Source organism: Dehalococcoidia bacterium (genome assembly GCA_035574915.1).
GTDB lineage: Bacteria > Chloroflexota > Dehalococcoidia > DSTF01 > WHTK01 > DATLYJ01.
The window spans coordinates 1-25,291 of sequence record DATLYJ010000033.1 but is presented as its reverse complement, the minus strand read 5'-3'; the positions used below and the strand labels follow the sequence as shown (position 1 = coordinate 25,291).

Sequence of the window (25,291 nt, the reverse complement as noted above, 5' to 3'; positions counted from 1 at the left end):
GACCCGGACCTCATGCAGGAGGCGACGGAGGAGCTGCTGCGCTACGACAGCCCGGTACAGGCCACCTCCCGCCACGCCCTGGTAGACGTCGAGCTGGATGGGGCCCTGATCAGGAAGGACGACCAGGTGATGCTCTTCCTCGGGGCGGCGAACCGCGATCCCGCCCAGTTCGAGGAGCCGGATGCGCTCGACGTGACCCGGAACAACGTCCGTCACCTCGCCTTCGGCCAGGGTATCCACTTCTGCCTCGGCGCCCCGCTCGCCCGCCTCGAGGCCCCGATCGCCCTGAACGCGCTCCTGCAGCGCTTCCCCAACCTTCGCCTCTCGGCGCGCGAGGCGCCGCAGTGGGGGACTAACTTCATCCTCCACGGCCTCACGCGCCTGCCGGTCGAGGTTTGACGCGAGCCAGGGACGGGCGTCCCTGTGCCAGGGCAGTGATCCTGGCGTCCGTCGGCTAGCCAGAGCCGTCAGGCAGCCCCGTCGCCGAGCATGAGCTTCTCGATCGTGGCGACCGGGAACGGGAACTGCATGAAAGCGTCATGGAACTGGCGGAGGTTGAAGGACGGGCCTTCCCGCTCCCTCAGCTTCTGCCGCAGGGCCAGGATCTGGTGCTTGCCGAGCGTGTAGGCGTAGTAGTTCGGCCCCAGGATGCCGCGCTTCGTCTCGCGCTCGGCGATGATGGGCGTCGCGTAGCCTTCTCGCACGAAGAAGTCGATGCCCTGCTCCAGCGTCCAGCCCTCGACGTGAAGGCCGAAGGCGCAACGGTAGCGGCAGAGCCTCAAGAGCGCCTCCCTGAGCTGCATGAGCTCGTACCGGGGGTCGCCGCCACCGTAGCCAGCCTCCACCAGAACCTGTTCGATGTAGTGGGCCCAGCCCTCGATCAGCGTCGTGGTGCCGCGGAGAAAACGGCCCAGGCGGGTCGGCGCGCGCTGCAAGTAGACGAGGTGGACATAGTGGCCCGGGTACGCTTCATGCGCGGTCACGCCGGGGATGCTCCAGCGGTTGAAGAACTTCAGGTAGGCTTCGGTGCGCTCGGGCGGCCAGTCCGGGTCGGGCGGCGTGACGTAGTAGTACGCTTCCTTCGCCACCTCCTCGAAGGGCCCGGGACTGCTGCACGCCGCCTGCGTGGTCATGCGGCTGAAGCCCGGTGTTTCGGCGAGCCTGATGCGTACCTCAGTGGGCATGGTGCACAGTCCGGCTTCGATCGCGAAGCGGCGCAGGTCCTCGAGCAAGGCCTCCGTCTCCGGCAGCAACTCGTCCGCGGAAGGATGGTCCTGGGAGACGCGGTCGACCACCTCTTCCGGCGGAGCGCCGGACTGGATGGTGGCGGCGACCTCCCGCAGGCGCTCCTGGTGGCGCTTCAAGTCTTCCTCGCCGCGCCGGATCAGCGTGTCGATGGGGTCGTCGACGCAATCGCCAAAGGACAGGAGCTTGCGAAAGGTCTCAGGCCCCCAGGCAAAGTCGCTGACCGCGCGCGCGGCCAGCTCTGTCTTCAACCAGCCGGCGTAGGCATCGACCGCGGCCAGCGCGTCCTGGCAGGCGCGCTCCACCTCCGCACGCAGCGCCTCGGGCGCCGGCGCTGCCGCGGCCGGCAAGTCTCGCTGCAGTAGCACTCGCAGCCCCGCAGCGGCCTCAATCGCGTTGTCGACCGCGTACGTGGGCGGGTCGAGCAAGTTCGCGCGGGCCTGGGCGAGCAGCCGCGGCGCCTGCCGCAAGCGCGACACCAGGCTCTCGAGCCGCGCCGGCAGCGGCGCGAACTCCCGGATCACGAGATTGTTGCACGAGCTGCCGGTGGCGGAGAGGTAAGAGGTGGGGGAGCGCTGCCAGCCGCGCACCTCCTCATGCTCGGTGAGCTCCCATTGCAGCCGCCTCTTCAGGAAGGCAGCTTCGTGCGCCTCACCGCCCTCCAGAGGCCCGAGCGCCTCGAGCCTTCGGAGGAGGCCCCGCACCTCCGCCTGTCGGGCCTCCAACGCCTCCCTGCTGCGGTCGGCTAGCTCGCTGTCGTACTGGTGAAAGCCGCGTGCCGTGGCGCCGCCCGGGTCGCGGCGGTTCGTGGACTCGATATAGTCGTCGGCGATGCGAGAAAGGGAGTCATCCACGGCGGGCATGATAGCAGGCGCCGCCGGGAGTCATGAGCGGCGATGTCGTGTCAGGACTGCTCCGCGCCGCCGTTGCTCTGCGAGCGTACGACGCGGATGAGGCTGGCCGGGTCGAAGGGCTTGGTCACCGCGCACTCCGCTCCCAGTTCCTTGCGCGCTGTTTCAGCGCCGTACGCCGAGAGGATAATGACCGGCGTCCTGTAGCCACGGGACCTCATCTCCCTGTAGAACTCGCGGCCGTCCATGCGCGGCATCTGCAGGTCGAGCACGATCACATCGAAGTCAGCGGCAGCCAGCTTCTCCAGGCCCTCGACGCCGTCTGCGGCGGTGTCCACGACCATCGCATCAGAGGCGAGGGCGAGACGGGCCATGCGCAGCAGCGCGCGGTCATCGTCGATCAGAAGGACGCGTGGGTTGTGGCTCTCGGGCATCTGCTCCAAACCAAACACGCGCGGGCCAAGGGGCCACTGGGGACGTTACGAGCCCCTCAAGCAAGCAATGGCCGGTCCCGCTTCGTGCGCTCTCATGGAAGTCGGCGGGGGGATCCGGAGCTTCAGCCGTCCACCCCCGCGACAGTATTCCCGCCACGGTCGCCTGCTTCAAGGGGGAAACGGGTTACAGATTGGCACTACTCGAGGGCGCCGGCTCTCGCGAACCCCGGCGGCGTCGGCGAAGGAGCGCTCCCACCACCAGGGCAGCCACCACGATCGCCAGCGGTGCGGCAAGGAGTGGGATGACGTTGACAGGCCAGGTCGCTGGCTTGGGCGGAAGCTCGCCGGTCTCCAGCGCCACACGGCGAATGCGCCAGAGAGAGCCAGTGCCCTGTTTCATGCGGATTCCGCCACGCTCGGGCGCGAGGTCGATCTCACCCGAGTCCACGACATAGAGGCAGCCATCCGGCCCGAAGGCGCAGTGCGACGGCCTCTCGAAGCCGGCATGTGGCAACTTCGAAGCCGGGCCGGCGATGCGGTTGACGGCAAAGTCCAGTGCGGTGAGCGTCTTCATATCGATGCGCACCACCTTGAAGCCGGCTGGGGTCGCCTCTCGCGTCGTCGTGAGCGGGAACAGGTCTCCGAACAGCGCCACGAAGGCGTCACCGGCGAAGCCGAAGCGCCCATCGCGGCAGAAGTCGAAGCCATTGGCCGCGGCATGCGGCTCGAAGCTGAGCACCGGACGCGGCGGCTGCGGCTCGGGAAACTCCTGCAGGACCGGCTCGCGGGCCTTGCCTGCATCGCCCCAGTAAGCGTCGTCCAGCCTGATGCCGGAGGCGAAGTCCGGCCAGCCGTACCAGCGGCCCGCCTCGATCTGGTAGAAGTCGTCCGGGTCGCCCACGATGTAGCGCGCGCCGCGCTCGTCGCTGCCATGCTCCGTTACGTAGAGCTTCCCATCCGGCGCGAAGGCGATGCCGTAAGGGTTGCGAAGCCCCCAGGCCACCACCTCCAGCCCGGAGCCATCCGGCTCACAGCGCAACACAGAGCCGGAGCACTTCACGTTGCCGCGGACTACGTGCCCGGGTGATGTCGGCGTGCCGAAGGGGACGAACGCTCCCGTGGCGACGGTCTCCGTCAGGCTTCCCAGGACGTTACGGCTCGCGAAGTCCAGCCCCCTCAGGACCAGGTCCCTGGCCGGAACGTCATGGACCTGCGGGTGCTTGGGCAGCCATTCGTAACCGGCGTTGTCCGGACCGACGACGCCGGCGTTCGTCGCCGAGCCGACGCCGAAGTACAGTTTGCCGTCCGGTCCGGCCACGGGATAGTTCGCCTGGTGATCGCCGAGGCCTGGCAGTCCGGTCACGATGTCGTCGATGCGGCCATCCGGGCCAATGCGCGAGAGCGTATCCGTATTGCAGACGTAGAGGTGGCCTTCGTGCCAGCAACCGCCGGTGACCGCGCCCGTCGGAATCCAGCGTTCCCGCGGGAGCTCGAAGAACACTTCGTAGGTCCGGCTGTCCGGGTCGACCTTCAGGATCCGGGGCGGCTGCTCGACCTTGTGTCCGGACTCGAAGACGTAGCAGGCGCCCTGGCCATCGAAGCAGCAATGGTCAGGGGCGTCGAATCCGGAAGCCACCAGTTCCGCGACGTACCCCTCGGGCAGCAGGATGTCGGCCGGGTTGTGCTCCCGCGTGCCGCGGCGGCTGACGTGTAGCTTCTCGAGCAGGGGCAGGACCGGCTTGTAGGCATAAGCCAGCCAGCCCGGCAGGTCCAGGGCCTTCGAGTCGCGCGTCCCCCTATTCGTATTCATGTAACACCTCCGGAGGGGCGCCTTATGGCGGGCGCGGGCCTCTCGCGAGACGGCGCCAGCGGCCGGACGGCGAGCGCGCTGGCGAAGACCGACGCGGCGGCGACAGCGAGCAACAGGTCGTAACCCAGGCCGTCCGAGGCTGCGTTCCCGGCATCGATTACTGGCCCGAGCAGGCCCGCAGCCGCGATCGCGCCCGCCGTGCCGAGGTTCGCCAGCGCCATGAAGCGCGCCCTCTCCTCTTGCGGGGCAAGGTCCGCGGCCTGGGCCCAGTTGCCGGCCGTGAACAACCCCGAACCGAGGGCCAGCAACGCCCCGAAGCCGAACAGCGACGCCTGACTCCGCGCCACGACCAGCAGGGCGATACCGCCAGCGCCGAGGTAGGCCCCAAGCGTCATCGCCGTTGCGCGTCCGCGGCGGTCGGCGAACCAGCCCCCGAGCAGGGCCGCCAGCAAGCTAACGAGCGTCAGCCCAGCGAGAAGGAAGGCCGCTTCCTCCTCTGCCTCGTCCGCTTCCATGCCTAACCTGTCGTCTGCGAGGAACAGAAAGAACCGGCCGACGGCATAGACGCCGAACAGAAACAGGAGGCGGGCAACCGTCACGCGCACGAACGCGGCATGCGTCCGCAGGTCGAGCCTGAAGGCGTCCGCCGGTCGCGGGCGCGACTCCCTCGGCGGCGGGGCGCTCGGCCACCGTGGCTGCAACACCAGACCAAGCAGGAACACCCCGACTAGGACCGCGGACATGATCGCCAGGCCCGGGACCGGCCCGCCCTGCTCGAGCGTCACCCCGAGGACCAGGAAAGCGACCAGCGCGCCGCCGAGGTCCATCACTCCCTTGAGTCCGGCAGCACGCCCCCGGCGCTCCTCCCGTACCAGGTCGGGCACCAGCGCCTGCTGTCCCGCCTGTGCGACGCTGAGCGCCAGAAGGAGCACGAAGTAGCCTGCCAACACCCATGGCAGGCCCGGTCCGAGAGCGAGCAGCGCGGCGCCGGGTAATGAGACAGCCACCCCGGCCGCGATCACGGGCTGGCGCCGCCACCCGGCGCCGAGTCTGTCGCTCAAGTGACCGGCGACAGGCTGCACTAATGCCGCTGCGGCCAGACCAACGAATGTAACCAGGCCGAGAACGGTACCCTCGAGGCCTTCCGGTAGTTGGTCTTCCAGCAGGTCTGGGAGAATGAGCGTCGTGACGCCATCCGCGAACATGCTCAGGCCGAACCAGAGGACGCTGGTGCCAATTAGAAGTCGCATCCGTGAGGGCGACAGTACGCCGCCGTTGGATCGGGCGGCCTCAATCCGGCTGCCGGTCTCGTTTCGGCATCGTTTCGATGGCCGGCGGTGCGGGCGTGCATGACGTGGTCGTGGCCGGCGGCAGCGTCGCGGGTGCGGCCTCGGCGCTGCGCCTGGCGCGAGCCGGCGCGCGGGTGCTGGTGCTGGATCGCGCCCTCTTCCCGCGCCGGAAGGCCTGCGGTGAAGGCGTCTTCCCGGCAGGAGTAGGCGAGCTTGAGCGGCTGGGGGTGGTCGATGCCATCGCCGGCCGTGTGTGGCCGCTGCGCCGCCTGCGCTTCGAGGTCGATGGCGCCTCCTGCTCGGCCGCCCTCAGCCCCTCGAGCCGGACCGGCCTCGGCATCCCCCGGACGGTGCTGGACGGAGCTCTTCTCGAGGCAGCAGGGGCCGCCGGGGTCGAGGTCGTGACCGGCTGCAGGGTAATTGGCCTCATGCCGGGGCCGCGCGGCTTTGGCGGCATGGTCGATGCGGAGGGCCGGAAGTTCGAGGGGCGTGTCCTCGTAGCCGCGGACGGCATGGGCTCGTCCCTTCGACGTATGGCGGGGCTATCCGCAAGGCCGCGAAGGCGCCGACGCTACGGCGTGAGTGCTCACTTCCAAACGCCCCGAGACCCGGGGGACGCCATCACGGTGCACTTCCGGAAGTCTCATGAGGTCTACGTGACTCCCGTCGGAGACCGGGAGGCAAATGTGGCGGTCCTTCTCGATGGAACGGAGGCGCGAAGCCTCGGAGGCGACCTTACCAGCGCCTTCCTTGGTTACGTTTCCGGCCTGCCGGAGGTCGAGGACGCCTCCCTGGCGGATGCGCCTCGGGTTGCCGGACCCTTTCCCGCCGAACCGGGCGCCGCCTGGCGGCACAACCTCGTGCTCGCCGGCGATGCCGCCGGCTTCCACGATGCCGTGACGGGTGAGGGTATCTCCCTGGCCCTGCGCGCCAGCCGCCTCGTCGCGAGCGCCGTCGAGTCGTACCTGGAGACCGGCAATTCGTCCGCCTTCCAGCACTACGAACGGGGCTGGCGCGACCTGCGCCGGCCTTCGACGCTCCTCGCTGACCTCATCCTCTTCTTACGCCGGCGGCCGGCCCTGGCGCGGTGGGCAATCCGCAACCTGGCTGCCCGGCCCGGCGTCTTCAGCCGGTTGGTTGCCTTGAATGGCGGCGAGCTCGGCTTCCGCGAGCTGCGGCCGCGCGACCTGGCGGGGCTGCTCTTCGGCCTCTGAGCGGCTAGAAGAGGCCGGGCAGGAAGCGTGGCTTATCGGCGAAGTGCTCCCGGTAGCTCTCGGCGGCCAGCAGCAGCGCTTCCTCCTCACGGATGCGGAGGGTGAGCAGGACGGCGTTGATGGCAGTTGCCGCGGCCGCGAGGCGTCCCAGGCCAAAGGCGGCTGGTAACGCCGCCAGCTCGCCGGCCACGATGGCGTAGTTCGGGTGGCGCACGAAGGCGTAGGGTCCCTCAGTAGCGACCACCAACCCCTCGGGCACGACGGCGCGCGTATTCCAGCGGTCCCCCAGTGTCCAGAGCACCCAGAACCGGATGGGCTGCAACGCGAGGAAAGCGGCAAGCCAGGGCAGGCGGACCTTCCCGCCGAGCGCCAGCGTCCCGCCGATGACGGCCGTGTGCAGCAGGACTATGAGTGGGTATGTCCGCCTGCTCCACGGCCCTTCGCGAGCGCCGGAGTACGATGCCACATGCCTTCGCGAGGCCCGCAACTCGAGTAGGCGCTGGGCCGCCGCCAGGCCACAGACGAGGACGCGGATCACGGTCTGTGCACGAGCAGGAGCTCGATAGAGACGCCCGGGCCGAAGGCGGCTACCACTCCCCAGCCCCGAGGCGCCTGCGGGTCATCCAGGTAGCGCCTGAGGACGTCGAAGATGGCGGCTGACGAGGTGTTGCCCTGGGCGGCAAGCGACTCCTGCGACCAGCGCAGCGCCCGCGCCGGGAGCCCCAGCGCCGCCTGCAGATTATCGAGGATGCGCGGCCCGCCCGGGTGCAAGAGCGCGTACGAGAGGTCCGGGAGGTGCAGGCCCCTGGTCTCCAGCAGCGCGCGCACGGCGGCCAGCGTGGGCTCCGGCAGCATGTCAGCGAGGTCCAGCGACAGGCGGGGATAGAAACCCGTGTCCGTAAGGTCGAAGCCGATCGCCTCGCGCGAACAGGGCAGGAGCACTGACCGAGAGCCCACGACTCGCAGGCCGTCTCCGCCCGGCTCGAGCAGCGCCGCGCCAGCACCGTCGCCGAAGATCAGCGTGGACACCAGGTTCCCGGGTTCGGGGTCCGCCTGGAAGGCGAGCGAACACAGCTCGACTGCGGCGGCGAGTGCCGGGCGGCCGGGATTCTGGCGGGCCCAGGCGGCCGCCAGGCTGAGGGCGACAACACCTCCCGAACAGCCGGCTTGCGTGACGGGTATGCGCAGAGCCTCCCGGGGTAGACCGCAGGCCTGGGCGACCTCCACGTCCCAGCCGGGCACCATGTATCCCGTGCAAGAGGAGCTGGCAAGGCACCCCACAGTCGAAGCCTTGATCCCTGAAAGCGCGCCCCGGCTTACCTCCAGGGCAAGGAGCGGGGCGACGCGCCTGTAGACTGCGTTCCGCTCCTCGATGCTTCCCAGCTTGCCGATGGCGTCGGGGGACAGTGCGAGGGCGCGCTCGCGGATACGGCTGCCCCTCGCGATTGCGGCGGCCCTGCGGGCGTCGCCGACTGCGGCGCCGATCAGCGTCGAGGCCCTGCCAGAGTCGATGCGATATTGCGGTCGGGCCGTCGTGACACGGGTGATGGCGACTGGAGGGGGCATGGCGCGCCTGTACCGGCGATTATGCCCCAAGACCGGGCACTCAGGGCGTGGCGCTAGGGCACCTTCGCCGCTCAGCGCATCCTGAATCCGCCGCGAAGCTCACCGGACACCAGGTGGCGGCGGTTCTCCGCGGCCTCGAGCTCGCCATCGTCAGGGATTATCGCCAGGTGGTGCCGGTAGCTCATCTCGCCGCCGATCCAGCCCGAAGCGGACAGCAGCCCGGCGCCGATGGCGTGCAAGGCGACGACAAGCGTGAGGTTGCCGCCTTCGAGCGCGCCGCCGTCCCGCATCAGCAACATGGCAATGAAGTACAACGCGACTACTGTGACGTTGAGCAACATATGGGCCGTAGCCATGCCGCGCGCCTCGGTGCGGACGGCGACCGTAAGGTAATCGACAAGCCCGGCAACGGCGGCCACCAGCGCAGTCACGATCGCGGCCACGCCCGACCAGAACGATATGTCGTACCACATGCGGTCCTTGTCCGTAGCCAGGTACACGATGTCGGCGACGAAGGCCCAGACGAACAGCCCGACTGGCACGGTGACCAGCATCGGGTGTAGGGGATGTCCCGCAATCGCCAGCTTGCTCTTCATAGCGACTCTCCCTTGCAGGGGTTCCGACCAAGCGTAGTTGCCCGAACCTATCAGCCCGACAACATTCGTCGCACGGTCATTTCGTCCGCCTTACGCCCCTTCTGCAGCACGAACCAGACCCAGGGCGCGGACGGCGCGATGGCACGCGCCGGGCGATCAACGCTCCCAGCGGCGCCATGTGGGCGCCAGCCAGACCGCCGCTATCGCCGTTACGCTGCCGGAGCCTACGCCGCGCCGCAGCCTCGTGTCCGCGAGCCGGGGGCTCACTGTCGCACGTCAGTGTTCGCTGGCCCGGCTACCGCGGGTCAGCGGGATGGCGCGCGCGGGCACAGCAGGCGAAGGCCGTCGCCTAGAGGTTGGACCAATCAGTCCAGTTGCGGCGCTCCGGGGACTCCTCCGAGCGAGTCGTCGGGTTGCTCTCGGGTGACATGTCCGTGATGGCAAGGCGGCCGAAGAAGCGCACGTTCCGCGCCCCGTGGTTCTCGAGGATCTCGCGGACACTGTCCGCTTGTTCCGGATCGCGGACCAGCACGGCGACTACATCGTGACCGGCCCTCGCCTCCTCCTGATACTGCGCGAGGTAGTTGAACTCTTCGCTGAAGTGGTCCTGTAACGCCTTGACCGCCTTGGCGATGCCCGTCGACCGTTCCGCCTTCGGGTCAACCTCCCGCGTGATGTCGTCGCCGCGGAGCAACCTCGTGCTTTCGAAGCCCTGCGTGCGCAGGTCAGCGGCGGCCGCCTCCGCTTCCTGATGGCCGTCGATCACGGCCATGACGTGGTTGTCCGGAAGCTTGTCTTTGGGTTCCATTGCCTCGCCTCCTGCCTAGCCTCCGTCCCGGCCGGACCTAGTCGTGGGCGCTGGCCGTGTCCTCTTCTCGTTCCCAGCCCCGCAGGCGCTCGCGAATGCTCTCCTCGGCTTCGCCGGCCTTCTGCTTGATCGTCCCCACGAGGCGGTCGACGTTGCCCCGCGCCTGGTCGATGTCATCGTCCGTGACCTCGCCCCAGGTGGAGCGGATCCTGCCACGCATTTTCTGAGTCCAACCTTCGGCCTGTCGTTCCATCTGCACACCTCCTGGTTCGCGCTTACCGAGCTATCACATGGTCGCGAGGACTCTGTCAGCGCCGGATCAAGGCCCATTCCGCCGCCCTAACAGGCCCCTAACAAGCGCGCCGGCAGGGAATGCCTTCGATATGCGACGCGTGCGCGGTCTGAGGTTGGTGAGATCGGCGGCTGCGTAAGGTGAATACGGGCCGCGGGGACGGCAGGGGAGGTCTCATGGTCACGCTCCTGTTAGTGCTGCTGCTCCTGATCCTCCTGTTCGGCGGGCTGGGCGTCTTCGTCGCCCGCGTGTTCCTGCTGGGACTGCTCATAGCACTCCTCGTCGGCGTTGTGGCTGGCTACTCGGGCTGGCACCGAAGGCGGGTCTGAGGAATGGCCGAAATACGGCGAGAGGTGCAGGAGACTCAGGTCAAGCCTGTGGCAGGCATCTGGCTCTGCCGCGACTGCGGCCGGCGCATCCAGGTGCTCACCGAGAGCGAATATCCGAAGCGGCAGCCGTTCACCTGCGTCTGCGGCGCGACAATGGAGCCCGGGGAGGAGCACGCTACCGTCGGCGAGGGGGAACAGGGCGGCAGCGCAGCCGACCCCTGAGTCCGGGGCCACTCCGCCCGGCAAGAAGTGCCGCCGGCCGTCAGGAGTGGACCATGACGAATTTCGCCACTGACGGCACGCCACCACGGAGCAGGAAGAGCATGTAGCGCCCCGGCGGTGCGACGAACCCGTTGGGCGGGGCCTGGAGCGTCAGTCCTCCGGACGGACGGCTCAAGATCGTGAGTCCAACGTATCGCTGGTCAGGGTTGAAGGAGTGCGTGCAGGAGCCGCAGCGCATCAGCACCGCTTCGTCAACCGTGGCGCCGTCAGGCGTGGCGACGCTGAAGGCGGCGCCGTAGGCAACGTCCGGGGGAGCCGCCGAGAACGTCGGCCGCTGCCCGGCGAAGAGGTAGGGCGGGCTGAAGAACTCCAACCGCAACTGGGAGTGGTGGAACGGGTCGGGGTTCCACATCGAGTCCGTCCCGGCCGTCATCACCCTGCCATCGGGCAGGAGCAGCGCGGTGGCGTGGTAAAGGCGCGGCACGGCCATATTGGCCATGGGGCGCCAGGTGCTGGTCTCCGGGTCGTAGATCTCGGTCTCATACACGGGGTTAGCGCCGTTGTCAGCCACGCCCGTGCTGCTGCCGTTCATGACCAGCACCGTGCCGTCGGGCAGGAGAACGGCGTCCGGCATTACCCGGGGCCGCGACATCGAAGGGGCCAGCGCCCAGGCCGGCGCCGCGGCGTCGCAGTCCATGATCTCGCAGGTCTCGGTCGCCGGAGTGCGGATGTCCGCGCCCGGCGGTCCCCCGCCGCCGAAGACCATCACCCGCGCTCGGTATGGCGCCGGCCCGCCCGGCTTCAGCGGTAGCAGTACGGAAGTGCCTTCCAGGTGGTAGGTGCGGGCATTCTTCCCCGGCCTGTCGGCGGCAGCGATAGCCGGCCCCACCCAGGACATCGAACCAAGGTCAAGGAAGCGCGTCAGTTCCCCGGCATGGACCAGGAGCCGGCCTGAGGGCAGCACGTAGACGAAAGGGAAGGTCATCAGGCCGGCCTGGGCCAGGTGCGGCGCCGGCGTTGGCAGGTTGACGCCCGCCCCGTCCGTATATATCTCGAAGTCCGCCACTCCCGCCCGGGTCCCGTTCGGCGAGAGGTCCATGCCCCCGATGATCAGGACGCGCCCGTCGTGCAGCGTTACGGCGGTGGGGTACCAGCGACCGCGGTTCATGTTCCCGACGAATTGCCACTGCCCTCCGGCCGGACCGCCGGGCGTGAAAATGTGCAGGGAGAAGATGCCCGGGAACTCCCTCTCGCCGCCAGTCACCAGCAGCCGGCCGTCCGGGAGCTGCGCGTGTCCCGAGCAGAAGAGGTTCATCGGCTGGGGCGTGTTGACCGGCGGCTTGGTGATCGCTCCGGTCGTGTAGTTCAGCAGCACCGAGTCCCCGAGCGGTTGGGGCGCCTCCTCCGCGTGCTCTCCGGGGTTGAGGTAGGTGAAGAGCAGGACCTTGTCCTCCGGGAACAGCGCGGCGTGTACTCCCACGATGCCTGAATCGAAGTCCGGAATATCCCAACGTCCGCCGACCGGTGGGTTTGGCGCCGCCGGCGGGGGCGGCGGGAAGACCTCGTAGGGGCCGCGGTTCACGTCCCAAAAGATCGCGCCCCTTTGGAACTCGCTCACGCGCGCGAAGCCGTGCTCGCTGTCGTGCTCGTCACTCGTGGGGTAGCCAAGGGCGCCATGCTCGTAGCCCAGGACCTCCCAGCGCACCTTGATGGCCCCGTGGACCTCGTGCGCCCCGGTGGCCGGCGTCCAGAAGATGGACCCGTGCTGAAAGTGGTTGAACCGCCCCACCCCGTCCTGACACGGCAGCTCGTCTGTCGCCGGGTAGCCCAGAGTGCCGGCCTCCCAGCCATGCTCTTGCCACTTGTCCCGGATCGCACCGTGCACTTCGTGCGCCCCGAACTGGGGATGCCAGTAAATGGAGCCGCCCTGGAAATGGTTGAAGCGCCCCACGCCGTCGGGCGCTCCGGTCTCGTCGGTCAGGGGGTAGCCAAGGAAGCCGGCCTCCCAGCCCAATTCGTCGTACTTTTCCTTGATCGCGCCATGCACCTCGTGCGCCCCGGTCGCCGGGTGCCAGAGGATGGAGCCTCCCAGGTAGTGAGCGAACGCGCCCACCCCGTCCGCGGCCGGGTGCTCGTCGATGGTCACGGCGCCAAGGAACCCCGCTGCTCCGCCCAACTGCGCGTACTTGTCGTCGATTGCCGTCATGACTCTCCTCCACCTTCGGAGTGCCGAGGATAGCCCACAGGGTGCCCCGGGCGCGATTACAAACCTCTGACGTGGGAAGGAAGGTCTGAACGGAGCGGACGCGCCGCACGTGGACGCGTCCGGCAAATCCCAGGCGCCGGGGCGTGGCCCCGACGCGCCTTATCGGATAACCTTCGCGCGATGACACTCGAGTCTGTCTATGTCGACGCGAACGGCATCCGCCTCCATTGCCTGAAGGCCGGCCGCGACGGCGACCGCGCGGTCCTGCTGGTGCACGGCAACAGCCACTGTGGCGGCGTTTGGGCGCCCCTGATGGAGTCGCTTCGCATCAAGGGTTACCTCTGCTTCGGCCTTGACCTGCGCGGACACGGTCACTCCGAAAAGCCCGAGTCCGGTTACGACTGGAGCAACCTTCGCGACGACGTCGCCGGGGTGATCCGTGGCCTCGGCCTGGCGCGGCCGCTTATCGTGGCCCACTCCCGCGGCGGCGGGGCATCGCTCCTGGCGGCTGCCTACAATCCTGGCCTGGTGCGTGGCGTACTCGCGTTCGAACCGACGACGCCGCTGAGCCGCGCCGCGCCGCCCGGCTCCGCGGAGCCGCCGCCGGCGCTGCGGCTCGCGCAGCGGACCGAGCGCCGGCGCACCTCTTTTCCCGGCCGCGAATTCCTCTTCGACTACTACCGCCAGCGCGACATCTTCCGCCACTGGCGCGAGGACTATCTGCGCGCGCTCATCGAGCATGGCACCGCGCCAGTCGAAGGCGGCATCGAGCGCCTGTGCCCCGCCTGGGTCGAGGGCAAGCTCTATGAGGCGATGCTGGATGAAGGGCCCTGGCTGGGTGTGACGAACGAGACGACGCCCGTAAGGCTGATCTTCGGTGAAAACAGCGGCCGCCTGGGGCCCGGGCGAGACCCATCACGGCCGGTGCGGACGATTTTCCCGCAGGTCCAGACCGAGGTGATGTCCGGCGCCACCCACTTCGGTCCCATGGAGCGCCCGGACGAGTTCGAGCGTCTCATCCTGGACTTCGACTCCGGCCTGACCTAGCCCTCCGGCGGGCAAAGAGAAGCCGCCCCACCCCGCGGGGTGAGGCGGCTCGTCGAGGTCTCCTATGCTCGCGTCCCGGAGAAGGTGCCGGAGCCGAAGCTCCCGAACTGTACCTCGCCGTTGATGTTGTCGCCCTCGACCTTCCCCTTGAAGGAAAGAGTCATCGCTCCCATGGGCCCCTGCATGTTAACCGACCAGGCGACGTTGTCGCCGTCAACCGTGCCGCCGGAGAACTCCTGCGGCCCGCCCTGACCGACCCACGTGCCGCTGAGGGACGTCCCGTCCGCCTTCAGCTCGAGAGTCGTTTGCCGCGAACCAATCGGCGTGTTCAGCGTGATGTTGTACTTGCCGTCGACTGCCAAGTTGGCTCCTCCTGAGGAACTATCCCGTCACTTCCGGCGCTGATTATAAGCAGTTTTGAGCAGGTTCGATATGCCCATACGGCCCTTGTTTTGGGCCTGCCCTATGCCGGCACCACCAGGTCGCCGAGCCTGACGGTCCCGCCCTCGAGGATGCGGGCACGCAGCCCGCCCCTGATTCCCATGACTTCGCGAATCACGCCCGGCCTGCTGAACTGCTCGATGTAACTGCAAGGGTCGCAGGGCCGGACGCCCTCGATCAGCGCTGTTCCCACCCGGAAGCGCCGCCCAAGGAGCGACTCCAGGCTGACGCCGCGGGTCACTATGTTGCGGCGGAACTGCTCCGGCCCCAGCCCCAGCTCCTCGGCGACCTCCGACTCGAAAAGGGTCAGCTCCTGGTCCGGCCAGCGCGGGTCGCTCCAGTGGCCTCGCCCGGCCGCGTAGCGGTCGCCGGCAACGCCCCTGCCTGCGATGAGTTCCACCCTCTCGCGGGGCTCGACCGGCTGACCGGCCGCGGGCGCGACAAGCAACATGACAACACTACCCATCATGACCGCATGATCTCGGTCGCCCCCGTCTTGCGTGCGTCGGAGTCTATGCCGGATGATCCCGCTCGGAAAGCCGAGGAGCAGGGACATGGTCTGGCAGCCGGAGATGGAGGAGCTGGAGCGGCGCAAGCAGCTCGCCTACCAGATGGGAGGCCCGGAGAGCGTCGCCCGCCACAGGGCCGCCGGCAAGTACACCGTCCGCGAACGCATCGAGCGCCTGCTGGACCCCGGCAGTTTTCACGAACGCGGCGCCCTCGCCGGGCGTGCCGAGTACGACGAGTCCGGAAACCTCACCGCCTTCCGGCCCTCGAACTTCGTTATGGGCATGGGCACAATCGACGGCCGGCCGGTAGTCGTCGGCGGTGATGACTTTACGGTCCGGGGAGGCGCTGCCGACGGCGCCATCGGTGGCAAGGCAGGGCACGCCGAGCGTATGGCCCGCGAGCTTCGCATCCCGATCATCCGCCTTGTCGACGGCACCGGCGGCGGCGGCAGCGTCCGGTCCTCGGAGCCCGGTGGCGGTGGACGCGGCATGTACATCCCCGGCAACCCTGCCTGGGACATCATCGTCGATGCCATGAGCGAGATACCGGTGGTCGGCGCCGCGATGGGCTCTGTCGCCGGCATTGGCGCCGCGCGCGTGGTCGCCAGCCACTGGTCGGTGATGATGAAAGAAACATCGCAGGTCTTCGTGGCCGGCCCGCCCGTGGTGGAACGCGGGATGGGTTACGCCATCGCCAAGGAGGACCTCGGCGGCGCGCACATCCACGCCCGCGGCTCCGGCGTCGTCGACAACGAGGCAGAGGACGAAGACGACGCCTTCAGGCAGATCCGGAGATGGCTCTCCTACCTGCCCCAGAACGTCTGGGAGATGCCTCCGGTGCTGCCCACCGCGGACGACCCGGATCGGCGCGACGAATGGCTTCTTTCAGCCATTCCCCGGGAGCGCAACAAGGTCTACGACTGCCGGCGCATCCTTCGCGCCGTTATGGACCAGGACTCAATCTTCGAGATCGGGCGGTACTACGGGCGCTCCCTGGTAACCGCACTCGCCCGCGTCGATGGCCATCCCGTCGGGGTCATGATCAACGATCCCTACCACTTCGGCGGCGGCCTGACCGCCGACGCATCACACAAGGGCGCGCGGTTCATCGACTTCTGCGACACCTTCCACCTGCCCATAGTCAACATGGTCGATCAGCCGGGGTTCGTGATCGGTGTCGAGGCCGAACGCGAGGGTACGATCCGCGCCGGCTCCCGCTACCTCTTCGCGGTCTATCAGGCGACGACGCCCTGGGTGACGTTCATCATCCGCCGGGCGTACGGAGTGGCCGGCGCCGGGCACGGCCGCACGCAGAGCCTCAACCTGCGCTACGTCTGGCCCTCAGTGGACGCCGGCTCCCTGCCCATCGAGGGCGGCGTGATGGCGGCGTATCGCCGCGAGATCGAGGCCTCGCCGGACCCGGACGCGCGCCGGCGAGAGCTGGAGGAACAGCTGAACCGCGGCCGCAGCATCTGGCGCATGGCAGAGAGCTTCAACGCCGAAGAGATCATCGACCCGCGCGACACGCGCCCGATACTGGCGAAGTGGGTGCGGCTCGCCTACAACCTGGAGAAGACCCGGCTAGGTCCCAAGTCCCGCGGCATGCGGCCGTGATCACCCGGCCCCTTGCCGTGGCCATGCACTAGAACTGGAGCTCTGCCCTGGCTACTGAGGTAAGGTCACCCACCACCGGCATCATCCTCGAGGTAAAAGTTAGCCCGGGCGATCCCGTGCAGGAAGAGGACGAGATGATGGTCATCGAGTCCATGAAGATGCACATCCCCGTGACCGCGCCCGCGGCCGGACGTGTCGAGGCCGTGATGGTGAAGGAAGGCGACCAGGTCTCCGAGGACGACCTCGTCGCGACGCTCGCGTAACTGACGCTCAGGCCGCGTCCGTTACCCGCCGCCGCATCCGCATCCTCTTGGCGGCGTAGAGCCGCTGGTCGGCCGCGTTCACCAGCCCCTCCACCGTCGTGCCGTCGACAGGCGACAGGGCAATGCCGAAGCTAACGCTGGCGCGCGCGACACCACCGCCCGCGACGATGACTTCGACGTCGGAAAGCGCGCTCGTCAGCTCGGACTCCAGGGTGGCCACCTCGCCGTCAGCGACCTCTACGAAGACCAGGAACTCGTCGCCTCCATAGCGGCCCGCGTTCGGTCCGGCAACACGTTGGAGCCTGTCGGCCACTTCGAGCAGCAACCAGTCGCCGGCCATATGTCCCAGCGTGTCGTTCAGGTGCTTCATCCGCTCGATGTCGAGCATTACCACGGCAGTCGGGTCGTTCGACTGGCTGAGGCGGGCCCCCAGTTCCTCCAGGATGGCCGCGTGATGCAGGAGGCGAGTGAGGGGGTCACGCCTCGCCGTCTCGACGGCGTCAGCCAGGGCAGAGTGGAGGCGCTTCGACCGCGCGGTCAGCTCCCTGTTTGCCTCTTCCAGGTAGCCCTGCGTCCGGGCGAGCTCCTGGTTCAGAGTCATGACATCGGAGATCGCCACCATCGCCCGCCCCACGCACAGCGTCACGGCGACACTCAGGAGGACGCTCTCCACGGAGCCGGGCCCATGGGTCCTCTCGAATGCAACCCAGATGGTCACCGGTATGAGGGCGGCGAGGGGCAGCACCTGGCGCCAGGAAGGCGCCAGCCGGGCGCGGTCCTCCTCGTGGACCCCCGTGGGGCGGGCGTGCGTGAGGCCCGCGGCCGCCACGAGCAAGTAGCCCACGACCCAGCCGAGGTCGAGCAGGCCGCCGGACTGGTAGTCGCCGCTGGTCGCGAGCAGCGCGAAGGAGAAGTCGGCTGCCATCATTACAGCCAGCCCCGTGCCCAGGAGGCCCATGACCACTCCCCAGGTATCGCGCCAGCCGCGCAAGGCCGCCACGGCCAGGGCGAAGAGGATAAGCAGGTCTCCCGCCGGGTACAGCGCCCCCAGCACGCGCGTCGCGACCGGCACAGAGTTGTCCGCGAATGCCGGCTCCAGGACGTAGTGCCACACGGGGCCCGCCGCGAGGACGACGACAAGGGATGCGTCGATAGCCGTACGTACGACCGCGACCGTGCGCGATGGCATGGCGAGGAAGAGCACCCCTGCGAAAACGAGCGGATAGCCGGCGAGATAGGCCGCGTCCGCCCCCGAGGGGAAGGGCAGCTCGTCACCAAGGACGACCTGATAGAAGGCCCACATGGCATCGCCTGCCGTCCATGCGAGGAGGCCGGCCGCTACCAGAGTCCAGCCCGCGCGCACCCGGCGCCGTGATGTGCGGCTTGCGCGGAAGCTCGTCCAAGCCGCGACGACGGCCGTAGCAACCGTGACAAGGTCGAGCGTGGCCGCCGCCAGGTCCTCGCCAGCCGCCTGGACGACGAGGCAGACGGCGAGCACGGCAACGCTGAACGCCCCGAACGCCTTCAGAGTACGAAACCTCAAGCGGCCCCTCCGAATGGATGTCGCGTTACTGGATTATCGGCAGCCTGCAGTGCTGATTTGGATCGGTAGCCGAGGCCGCCACTTAGGGCCGTTCGGCTCTGTCTACGATCGACGCCGGCGGTGGATGCTTGCCTCGGAGGCACAGATGGCAACAGGATTCGCAGTCAAGATCAGGGTCCTGTTCGGGGTTTGGCAGGTCGAGAAGTAACGCCCTGCTGGACCGCAGGGCGCAAGCGGAAACCAGGGTCCGTGAACCAAACGAAGAGCCCAAACTGGAACGGGCGACGCCAAGGCGGCGAATGACCATCGCGGACAATGGATACTTGACACAGGAAGGTCCAAGGAGGCCGGGCACAAAGCCCGGCCTCCTTCGTTCGCCGATGAGGGCATCAGCCGACTGCCTTCATCGGACCGTGTCCCACGGCGACATAAACATCGCTTTCGAGCAAACGTGGTATAATAACGGTGGAAGGAGAGGTAAGGAGAACACGGTAAGGAGGTGAGGCCGGTGAGTGATGGGAACACGCCGTGGAGGCGTTCAGGCACCGGCTCCAGGCTCCTGACCCGCTGGTCGTGACCAACAGGGGCTCCGCGAGAGACCGCCAGACGGCGGGCGACCCAGGGCAGCGCTGGTGGCGCTGAGTGGCGGGGATGTGAGCTGTGGCGGAGCCGGAGAAAGCCCCTCGGCCGGGTCGGCCGAGGGGCTTTTGCATGCCCGGCACTCCTGGCCCTGCAGCGCAGCCTCTCCCGGCCGGCCCGGGCCCGAAGCCGGCCCCGCGACTACCCGTAAGCGGTGAGCATGCCGCCCGCCTGCTACCATAGCCGCGAGATGAGGCCCATTGTCGTCAAAGTCGGCGGCAGCACCCTAGGAGCGCACGACACCGCCCTCGAGGACATTGCCGCCCTGTGGGCGCAGGGCCGCCGGCTCGTGGTCGTGCACGGCGGAGGCAGCGCGGCTACCGAGTGGCTGAAGGTGCACGGGATCGCGTCGGAGTTCGTGGATGGCTTGCGAGTCACCGGCCCGGACGCGATCGAGGTCGTCGCCGCCGTATTCGCCGGGCTCGTCAACAAGCAGCTCGTGGCTCAGCTCCTGGCCCTGGGCGCAAAGGCTGTCGGCGTCTCGGGGGTGGACGGAGCCATGCTGCCGACTTCTCGTATCGATGAGCGGCTGGGTTTCGTCGGCAGTGTGTCCGGAGTCGATACGAGTCTCCTTACCGCCCTCATGGAGTCACGCTTCCTGCCGGTGGTCGCGCCCTTGGCGTTCTGGGCCGAAAGGCCGGCACAGCTGATGAACCTCAACGCCGACACGGTTGCCGGCGAATTGGCCGCCGCGGTCGGCGCAGCTGCGCTCATCTTCCTTACCGACGTCCCCGGCGTGAGGGACGAGACCGGCGCCTGGGCGGAAAGGCTCGACCCTGGTGCCGCCCGTCGCATCATCGCCAGCGGCGCGGCCGCGGGCGGTATGTTGCCGAAGCTCGAGGCCTGCCTTCGAGCAGCGGAGGCAGGCGTGCCCTCGTGGATCGTTGACGGCCGGGAGGCGCACGCCCTGAAGCAGTGTCTCGAAGGGCAGCGCCGGGGCACGTCCATCGAGCCTTCGGGGGCGCCGTCGGGCGCAGGTCAGGTCTGAGCCGTGGCCTTCGACTTCGGGCGCGGCCGCGAGGGTGAGGACTTCGGGCCTCCACCGCCCCCCTTCCGCATCCGGCGCCAGAGGTCACCCTTCGCCGCTTTCGGCGACTACAACCGCTGGGTCTTTCTCGGCGTTGCCCTCCTGCTCCTGTACATCGTCCTGAACACGGCGAAGGGCCTCTACGTCGACTGGCTCTGGTTCGAAGGAGCCGGTTACCGGTCTGTCTATTCGAAGATGCTGACGACGCGCCTCTGGCTCTTCTTCGGCGGCGCCGGCCTCTTCCTGGTCTACTTTGGGTTCAACGCCTACATCGCCGCGCGCTCGGTGCTGCGCCTCCGCCCTGCCGCTTTCGCGGACTTCGACGCCGCCGCCCTGCGGCGCCTGTACCTGCTCGGGCTCATAGCCGGCTCGCTCTTCCTCGCCATCATCTTTGGCACCATTGCGTCCTCCGAGTGGATGACCGTCCTTCAGTACCTCAACCGGCAGTCTTTTGGCGTCGAAGACCCGCAGTTTGGCCGCGACGTGTCGTTCTTCGTCTTCACCCTGCCGGCGCTCGACTTCGCCCAGGACTGGCTGCTCGGAGTCGCAGTGATGACCACGCTGGTCTGCGCTGCGCTCTACCTGTCGCGCTTTCTGCTCATCGGCGTCCGGCCGGAGGAAGAGAGGCCCTCGAAGGCGCACCTCTGCTTCCTGCTCATCGTTGTGGTGGGCCTCTTCATCTGGCGTTACTGGCTGAGCACCTTCGAGCTGAGCTTCTCGGAGAACGGGCCGGTCTTCGGCGCTACCTATGCGGACGTGAAGGCGCGTCTCCCCTTCATCTGGGTCTCGGCGGCGATGGCTGTCATCACGATCGGCGCGCTTGCCTTCGCGGTATTCACCCGCGGCGTAGTCGTGCCCATGGCGGCAATGGGAGCGTGGGTCGTGGTCGCGGTCATCGGCACGGTGGTGTACCCGGCCTTCGTCCAGCGCTTTTCGGTCCAGCCCAATGAGCTGGAACTGGAGCGTCCTTACATCCAGCGGAACATCGAGATGACGCGCAGCGCCTTCGGTCTGGACGCGATCGAGGAGCGCCAGTTCCCGGCGGCCCCCGAAGTCACGCCCCAGGAGATAGCCCAGAACCCGGAGACCATCCAGAACATCCGGCTCCTGGACGTCCGCCCCCTGCTCCAGACCTATGCTCAAATCCAGACCATCCGGCCCCTGTATGAGTTCCGGGACGTGGACATCGACCGGTACACGATCGATGGCCAGCGGCGGCAGGTGCTTATCGCCGCGCGTGAGCTCTCTCCCGGGAGACTCCCACCGACTGCGCAGACCTGGGTTAACCGGCGGCTGCAGTTCACGCACGGCTACGGCGTCGTAATGTCGCCGGTCAACGAGGTCGTGCAAGAAGGTCTGCCCGAATTGTTCATGCGCGACATCCCGGTGGTAGGGAAGCTGCCGCTCACGCGCCCAGAGATCTACTACGGCGAAGAGCCGGACCACTACGTCATCGTCAAGACGCGTGCAAAGGAGTTCGACTACCCGATTGGCGAGGGCAGCGCCGAGAGCGTGTTCGAGGGCGAGGGCGGTGTGCAGCTGAGTTCGTTGTTCCGGCGCCTCATCTTCGCCTGGGAGTTCGGCGACGTGAACATCGCCATAAGCGACAGCCTCACCGATGAGAGCCGCCTCCTCTGGCGGAGGAACATCAAGCAGCGCGTCCAGACTCTCGCTCCCTTCCTTCGGCTGGACAAGGACCCTTACATCGTGGTGGCAGACGGGAGGCTGTACTGGATCCAGGACGCTTATACGGCCACATCGCGGTATCCCTACTCCACGCCGGTCGCCAACCTGCCTGCGGAGAACCAGCTCAACGGCGCCAACTACGTGCGCAATAGCGTCAAGGTCGTGATCGATGCTTACGACGGCACCACGACCTTCTACATCGCGGACGAAACGGACGCGATGATTCAGACCTACGCGAAGACCTTCCCCAGGCTGTTCACCTCCCTGGACCGGATGCCGGCCTCGCTCAGGGCCCACCTCCGCTACCCGGAGGACCTCTTCCTGGCCCAGGTAAACGTCTACCGCACTTACCACATCAAAGAAGCCAACGCCCTCTACAACCGCGAGGACATCTGGAGCGTGCCGAACGAGGTCTTCGAGGGCGGAGAGGTCCCGGTCCAGCCCTACTACGTGATCATGCGCATTCCCGGCGAGGCGGAGCCCGAGTTCGCCCTCATCCTGCCGCTGGTCCCTGCCAGGCGCTCGAACACCATCGCCTGGGTCGCCGCGCGGTCGGATGGCGCCAATTACGGCAAGCTCCTCGCTTTCCGCTTCCCCACCGACACGCTGGTTTTCGGCCCCCGCCAGGTTGAGTCGCGCATCGACCAGGACGCCCAGATCTCGGCCCAGTTCAGTCTCTGGGAGCGCGCGGGCTCGCGCGTGATCCGCGGCAACCTCCTGATGATCCCGATCGGCAACGGCAACCTCTACGTGGAACCGATCTACCTGCGGGCTGAGACCAGCCAGCTGCCGGAACTGAAGCGAGTCGTCATCGTAAACGGCAACCGCATCGCCATGGAGCCGACGCTGGACCGGGCCCTGGAAGTTATCTTTGGCCGCGCCGCGCCCACTGCCCCGACCGCGGATGCCGGTGCCGGGCCGCCCTCCGCCGCACCAACTCCGGGCACGCCCGGCGTCCCCGCCGCCACCGCGACGCCCCGGCCAGCCACAACGCCGGGGAACGTCGCCGACCTTGCCCGCCAGGCAGAGGAGGCCTTCGCGCGCGCCCAGGCGGCTCTCCGCAACGGCGACCTCGCGACCTACCAGCAGGAGATCAACCGCGCCCAGGAGCTCGTGCAGCAGATCGCCCGTCAGGTGGGCCAGTAGGCGCTGGCCGGAGGGCAAGCGGAAGACCTCCAGGGGCACCGAAACGGGTGGCCGCCGCCCGCATGCTAAGATCGCTGCTCAGCAATCGCAGGCCTGGAGGAGTGAAGTGACCGACTGGCGAGAGGTCGAGAGCCGCGTATTCATGACCACGGGACGGCGTATGCCCGTTGTCGTCGTGCGTGGCGAGGGCACTCGCCTCTGGGACGACACCGGCAAGTCGTACCTCGACTTCTTCGGCGGACCTGCCGTTACGAGTCTGGGCCACTGCCATCCCGTGCTCGTCAGGGCGATAGAGGAGCAGGCGCGGACGCTGATCCATGTCTCGAACGCTGTCTACTCGGTGCCGCAGCTGCAGTTGGCGGAGTTGTTGCTGGAGCACTCGTGCTTCGACCGGGTCTACTTCCCCAACACCGGCGCCGAGGCCAACGAGGCCGCCTTCAAGCTCGCCCGCAAGTGGGGCCGGGAGAGGAAGGACGGCGCGTTCGAGATCATCGCCGCCAATGACGCCTTTCACGGACGGACCCTGGCAGCGGTCACGGCGACCGGCACTCCCCGGTATAAGGAGCCCTTCGCGCCCCTACCCCCGGGCTTCGTGCATGTCCCGTTCGGCGACATCGAAGCCCTGCAGCAGGCCACGACGCCTCAGACGTGCGCCGTTATCCTGGAGCCGATCCAGGGCGAAGGCGGAGTGAACGTGCCTAACCCCTCCTACTTCCCGGCTGTCCGCCGCTGGTGCGACGAGAACAGGGTCCTGCTCATCCTGGACGAGGTGCAGACTGGCATGTGCCGCACTGGTCCCCTGTTTGCTTATCAAGAAATGGGCTTCGAGCCGGACGTGATTACCCTGGCGAAGGGCCTCGGCGGCGGCGTGCCTGTGGCCGCCATCCTCGCCAAGCAACACGCGGCCGTGTTTACGCCCGGTGATCACGGCTCCACCTTTGGCGGCAATCCGCTGGCCACCGCTGCGGCGCTGGCCGTGACCCGCTACATGATCGAGAACGACATGCCATCGCGCGTGAAGGCCGTGAGCGCGTACCTGACCTCGAAGCTCGAGGCGCTGCGCAAGCGCTACCCCCTGATCTCGGAGGTTAGGGGCAAAGGACTCCTGCTCGCGATAGGCTTCGACAGCGACATCGCCGAACGGGTGACCGCCGAGGCGCTGCAGAGAGGCCTCATCGTCAACAACGTCCGCCCCAACGCCGTCCGCCTCGCACCCCCGCTTACGGTGAGTGAAGCGGAATGCGACGAAGCCGTCTCGATCCTCGAGAAGGCCATCGGGTCGTCGGCTTCAGCGAAGTAGCCACGCAGGTCCCAACGGCCCTGGCCCGCGGATAGCGGGCGGCGCATACTGGCTTCGTGGGCCGCGGGAGGCGCGAAGAATGACCGAGATCTCGATGGATGACGAGAGTATCCCAACGCACAAGCGGGCCGCTCTCTGGGTGTTCGACCAGCTACTGCGCGAAGGAGTGATCGTCTACACGCCGCTCCTGAACATCGAGGGCGTCGACGCGGTCGTCCGCTGCGAAGACGGCAGGTTCAAGGACCTCGTCATACGCGCCTCGGAGAACGAGCACTACCCCCTCTGGTTCTCCGTAAGCCGTCTCAAGCCTCGCGACAACCTCTACGTCCTCTGCGTCTCCTGGCAGGTAACGCCGGTGCAGTGCTGGATCTTCCCTTCGGCCGAGTTCGAACGCTACGCCGCCCAGAAAGGCAGCGCCAGCGACCTTGACCTGGAGGCGGATGCCCCTGGCGGCGGCAAGCTCAAGCAGGCGCTGTCCATGTACCGCAACGCCTGGCGCCTGATTACGGACAACGCCTATAAGCCCTACGGCGGACGCTGAGGTCAGCAGTTCAGCATTTCAGCGCTTCAGCTTGTCAGGCCCCCTGAGGTCAGCAGTTCAGCATTTCAGCGCTTCAGCTTGTCAGGCCCCCTCCCCGTCGCGGAGTGCCGGGGAGCTGGGGTCCTGGGGTGCTGAAATGCTGAAGTCCTGAACTGCTGAAGTCCTGAAGTCCTGAACTGCTGAAGCCCTGAACTGCTGAAGCCCTGAACTGCTGAAGCCCTGAACTGCTGAAGCCCTGAAGTGCTGAAGCCCTGAAGTGCTGAAGCCCTGAAGTGCTGAAGCCCTGAAGTGCTGAAGCCCTGAACTGCTGAAGTCCTGAACTGCTGAAGTCCTGAACTGCTGTCCCCTGATCCTCACCGGCTCCGACCTCGTATCATTGCCCCAGCAAAGGGGGTTTGAGGTGGCCTACAAAGACGAGTTGCTGAAGAAGCTGGACGACGGCTTCGCTGCCTTCAAGCGCGAGATCGAGGGTTTGAGCGAGGAGCAGATGCTCCAGCCCTGGCTCGACAGCTGGAACACCCGTGACCTGCTCTCGCACGTCGCCGGCTGGCACCGGGAGATGGCCGGCGCCCTGGAGCGCATGGGCCGCGGCGAGAGGCCCACACCCGAAGGAGTCGACTACTCGGACGCCGACTCGTGGAACGCGAAGTTCTCCAGCGCCGCGGCCAACACC

The 25,291-nt window shown here is 67.7% G+C and carries 26 protein-coding genes; 12 read left to right on the top strand and 14 right to left on the bottom strand.

The features are described from left to right. Positions 1-399: cytochrome P450 (locus VNN10_02980; protein HXH20967.1), on the top strand; the 399-nt coding region annotated here is incomplete at its 5' end. A 68-nt stretch (positions 400-467) separates the two neighbouring features. Here the strand turns inward: VNN10_02980 and VNN10_02975 are convergent. From VNN10_02975 to VNN10_02960, 4 genes are all read right to left on the bottom strand, one after another. Further along, positions 468-2,099 carry a DUF885 domain-containing protein gene (locus VNN10_02975; protein HXH20966.1) on the bottom strand — a complete coding sequence of 544 codons (1,632 nt, stop codon included), beginning with the start codon at positions 2,097-2,099 and terminating at the stop codon, positions 468-470. Positions 2,100-2,149: 50 nt separating this feature from the next. Next, the gene (locus VNN10_02970; GenBank protein ID HXH20965.1) at positions 2,150-2,530 is read right to left on the bottom strand and encodes a response regulator; all 381 of its coding nucleotides are present in this window, start codon (positions 2,528-2,530) and stop codon (positions 2,150-2,152) included. Between the two features lie 184 nt (positions 2,531-2,714). Next, on the bottom strand, positions 2,715-4,340 hold the full coding sequence (locus tag VNN10_02965) for a PQQ-dependent sugar dehydrogenase (protein ID HXH20964.1): 1,626 nt from the start codon (positions 4,338-4,340) through the stop codon (positions 2,715-2,717). Then, positions 4,337-5,590, bottom strand: a complete 1,254-nt coding sequence (locus VNN10_02960; GenBank protein HXH20963.1) for an MFS transporter — start codon at positions 5,588-5,590, stop codon at positions 4,337-4,339. The genes VNN10_02965 and VNN10_02960 overlap by 4 nt, the downstream gene beginning before the upstream one ends. 77 nt (positions 5,591-5,667) lie before the next feature. Between VNN10_02960 and VNN10_02955 the strand changes: the two genes are divergently transcribed. Beyond that, a complete protein-coding gene (locus tag VNN10_02955) occupies positions 5,668-6,843 on the top strand; it encodes an NAD(P)/FAD-dependent oxidoreductase (GenBank protein HXH20962.1) in 1,176 nt (391 codons plus the stop codon). A gap of 4 nt (positions 6,844-6,847) precedes the next feature. Here the strand turns inward: VNN10_02955 and VNN10_02950 are convergent, their stop codons facing one another. From VNN10_02950 to VNN10_02930, 5 genes are all read right to left on the bottom strand, one after another. Beyond that, on the bottom strand, positions 6,848-7,309 hold the full coding sequence (locus VNN10_02950; GenBank protein ID HXH20961.1) for an isoprenylcysteine carboxylmethyltransferase family protein: 462 nt from the start codon (positions 7,307-7,309) through the stop codon (positions 6,848-6,850). Between the two features lie 68 nt (positions 7,310-7,377). Continuing rightward, on the bottom strand, positions 7,378-8,409 hold the full coding sequence (locus tag VNN10_02945; GenBank protein HXH20960.1) for a hypothetical protein: 1,032 nt from the start codon (positions 8,407-8,409) through the stop codon (positions 7,378-7,380). 71 nt (positions 8,410-8,480) lie between these two features. After that, entirely contained in the window at positions 8,481-9,005 is a 525-nt protein-coding gene (locus VNN10_02940) for a DUF2231 domain-containing protein (GenBank protein ID HXH20959.1), read from the bottom strand. Between the two features lie 349 nt (positions 9,006-9,354). Then, complete coding sequence (locus VNN10_02935) at positions 9,355-9,813, bottom strand: hypothetical protein (GenBank protein HXH20958.1); 459 nt, start codon at positions 9,811-9,813, stop codon at positions 9,355-9,357. A 37-nt stretch (positions 9,814-9,850) separates the two neighbouring features. Then, entirely contained in the window at positions 9,851-10,066 is a 216-nt protein-coding gene (locus VNN10_02930; protein ID HXH20957.1) for a CsbD family protein, read from the bottom strand. Positions 10,067-10,281: 215 nt separating this feature from the next. On the opposite strand from VNN10_02930, the gene VNN10_02925 reads away from it, so the two are divergent. Continuing rightward, positions 10,282-10,434 carry a hydrophobic protein gene (locus VNN10_02925; GenBank protein HXH20956.1) on the top strand — a complete coding sequence of 51 codons (153 nt, stop codon included), beginning with the start codon at positions 10,282-10,284 and terminating at the stop codon, positions 10,432-10,434. A gap of 3 nt (positions 10,435-10,437) precedes the next feature. Continuing rightward, on the top strand, positions 10,438-10,656 hold the full coding sequence (locus tag VNN10_02920; protein HXH20955.1) for a hypothetical protein: 219 nt from the start codon (positions 10,438-10,440) through the stop codon (positions 10,654-10,656). 40 nt (positions 10,657-10,696) lie between these two features. Here VNN10_02920 and VNN10_02915 read toward each other — a convergent pair whose 3' ends face one another. Next, positions 10,697-12,862, bottom strand: coding sequence for a galactose oxidase-like domain-containing protein (locus VNN10_02915; GenBank protein ID HXH20954.1), 2,166 nt, complete (start codon positions 12,860-12,862; stop codon positions 10,697-10,699). A 180-nt stretch (positions 12,863-13,042) separates the two neighbouring features. Between VNN10_02915 and VNN10_02910 the strand changes: the two genes are divergently transcribed. After that, positions 13,043-13,909, top strand: coding sequence for an alpha/beta hydrolase (locus tag VNN10_02910; protein HXH20953.1), 867 nt, complete (start codon positions 13,043-13,045; stop codon positions 13,907-13,909). 62 nt (positions 13,910-13,971) lie between these two features. Here VNN10_02910 and VNN10_02905 read toward each other — a convergent pair whose 3' ends face one another. Both VNN10_02905 and VNN10_02900 read right to left on the bottom strand, forming a co-directional pair. Further along, positions 13,972-14,271 carry a hypothetical protein gene (locus tag VNN10_02905; protein ID HXH20952.1) on the bottom strand — a complete coding sequence of 100 codons (300 nt, stop codon included), beginning with the start codon at positions 14,269-14,271 and terminating at the stop codon, positions 13,972-13,974. 101 nt (positions 14,272-14,372) lie between these two features. Then, positions 14,373-14,819: an MOSC domain-containing protein gene (locus VNN10_02900; GenBank protein HXH20951.1), complete on the bottom strand. Its 447-nt coding sequence runs from the start codon at positions 14,817-14,819 to the stop codon at positions 14,373-14,375. A gap of 85 nt (positions 14,820-14,904) precedes the next feature. Here VNN10_02900 and VNN10_02895 point away from each other — a divergent pair, with 85 nt between their 5' ends. Continuing rightward, entirely contained in the window at positions 14,905-16,473 is a 1,569-nt protein-coding gene (locus VNN10_02895; GenBank protein HXH20950.1) for a carboxyl transferase domain-containing protein, read from the top strand. 47 nt (positions 16,474-16,520) lie between these two features. Beyond that, a complete protein-coding gene (locus tag VNN10_02890) occupies positions 16,521-16,736 on the top strand; it encodes an acetyl-CoA carboxylase biotin carboxyl carrier protein subunit (GenBank protein HXH20949.1) in 216 nt (71 codons plus the stop codon). 7 nt (positions 16,737-16,743) lie between these two features. Here VNN10_02890 and VNN10_02885 read toward each other — a convergent pair whose 3' ends face one another. Further along, positions 16,744-18,279 carry a GGDEF domain-containing protein gene (locus VNN10_02885; GenBank protein HXH20948.1) on the bottom strand — a complete coding sequence of 512 codons (1,536 nt, stop codon included), beginning with the start codon at positions 18,277-18,279 and terminating at the stop codon, positions 16,744-16,746. A gap of 829 nt (positions 18,280-19,108) precedes the next feature. On the opposite strand from VNN10_02885, the gene argB reads away from it, so the two are divergent. The 4 genes from argB (at position 19,109) to VNN10_02865 (ending at position 24,618) form a co-directional block, all read left to right on the top strand. Next, positions 19,109-19,906, top strand: coding sequence for an acetylglutamate kinase (gene argB, locus VNN10_02880; GenBank protein HXH20947.1), 798 nt, complete (start codon positions 19,109-19,111; stop codon positions 19,904-19,906). 3 nt (positions 19,907-19,909) lie between these two features. Continuing rightward, positions 19,910-22,777 carry a UPF0182 family protein gene (locus VNN10_02875; protein ID HXH20946.1) on the top strand — a complete coding sequence of 956 codons (2,868 nt, stop codon included), beginning with the start codon at positions 19,910-19,912 and terminating at the stop codon, positions 22,775-22,777. Positions 22,778-22,883: 106 nt separating this feature from the next. Further along, complete coding sequence (locus VNN10_02870; protein HXH20945.1) at positions 22,884-24,077, top strand: acetylornithine transaminase; 1,194 nt, start codon at positions 22,884-22,886, stop codon at positions 24,075-24,077. A gap of 79 nt (positions 24,078-24,156) precedes the next feature. Then, entirely contained in the window at positions 24,157-24,618 is a 462-nt protein-coding gene (locus tag VNN10_02865; protein ID HXH20944.1) for a hypothetical protein, read from the top strand. 81 nt (positions 24,619-24,699) lie between these two features. Here the strand turns inward: VNN10_02865 and VNN10_02860 are convergent, their stop codons facing one another. Then, positions 24,700-24,975 (bottom strand): hypothetical protein, encoded by a 276-nt coding sequence (locus VNN10_02860; protein ID HXH20943.1) that lies wholly within the window; start codon positions 24,973-24,975, stop codon positions 24,700-24,702. A 43-nt stretch (positions 24,976-25,018) separates the two neighbouring features. Here VNN10_02860 and VNN10_02855 point away from each other — a divergent pair. Further along, the coding region (locus VNN10_02855; protein HXH20942.1) for a maleylpyruvate isomerase N-terminal domain-containing protein at positions 25,019-25,291 on the top strand (273 nt) is incomplete at its 3' end.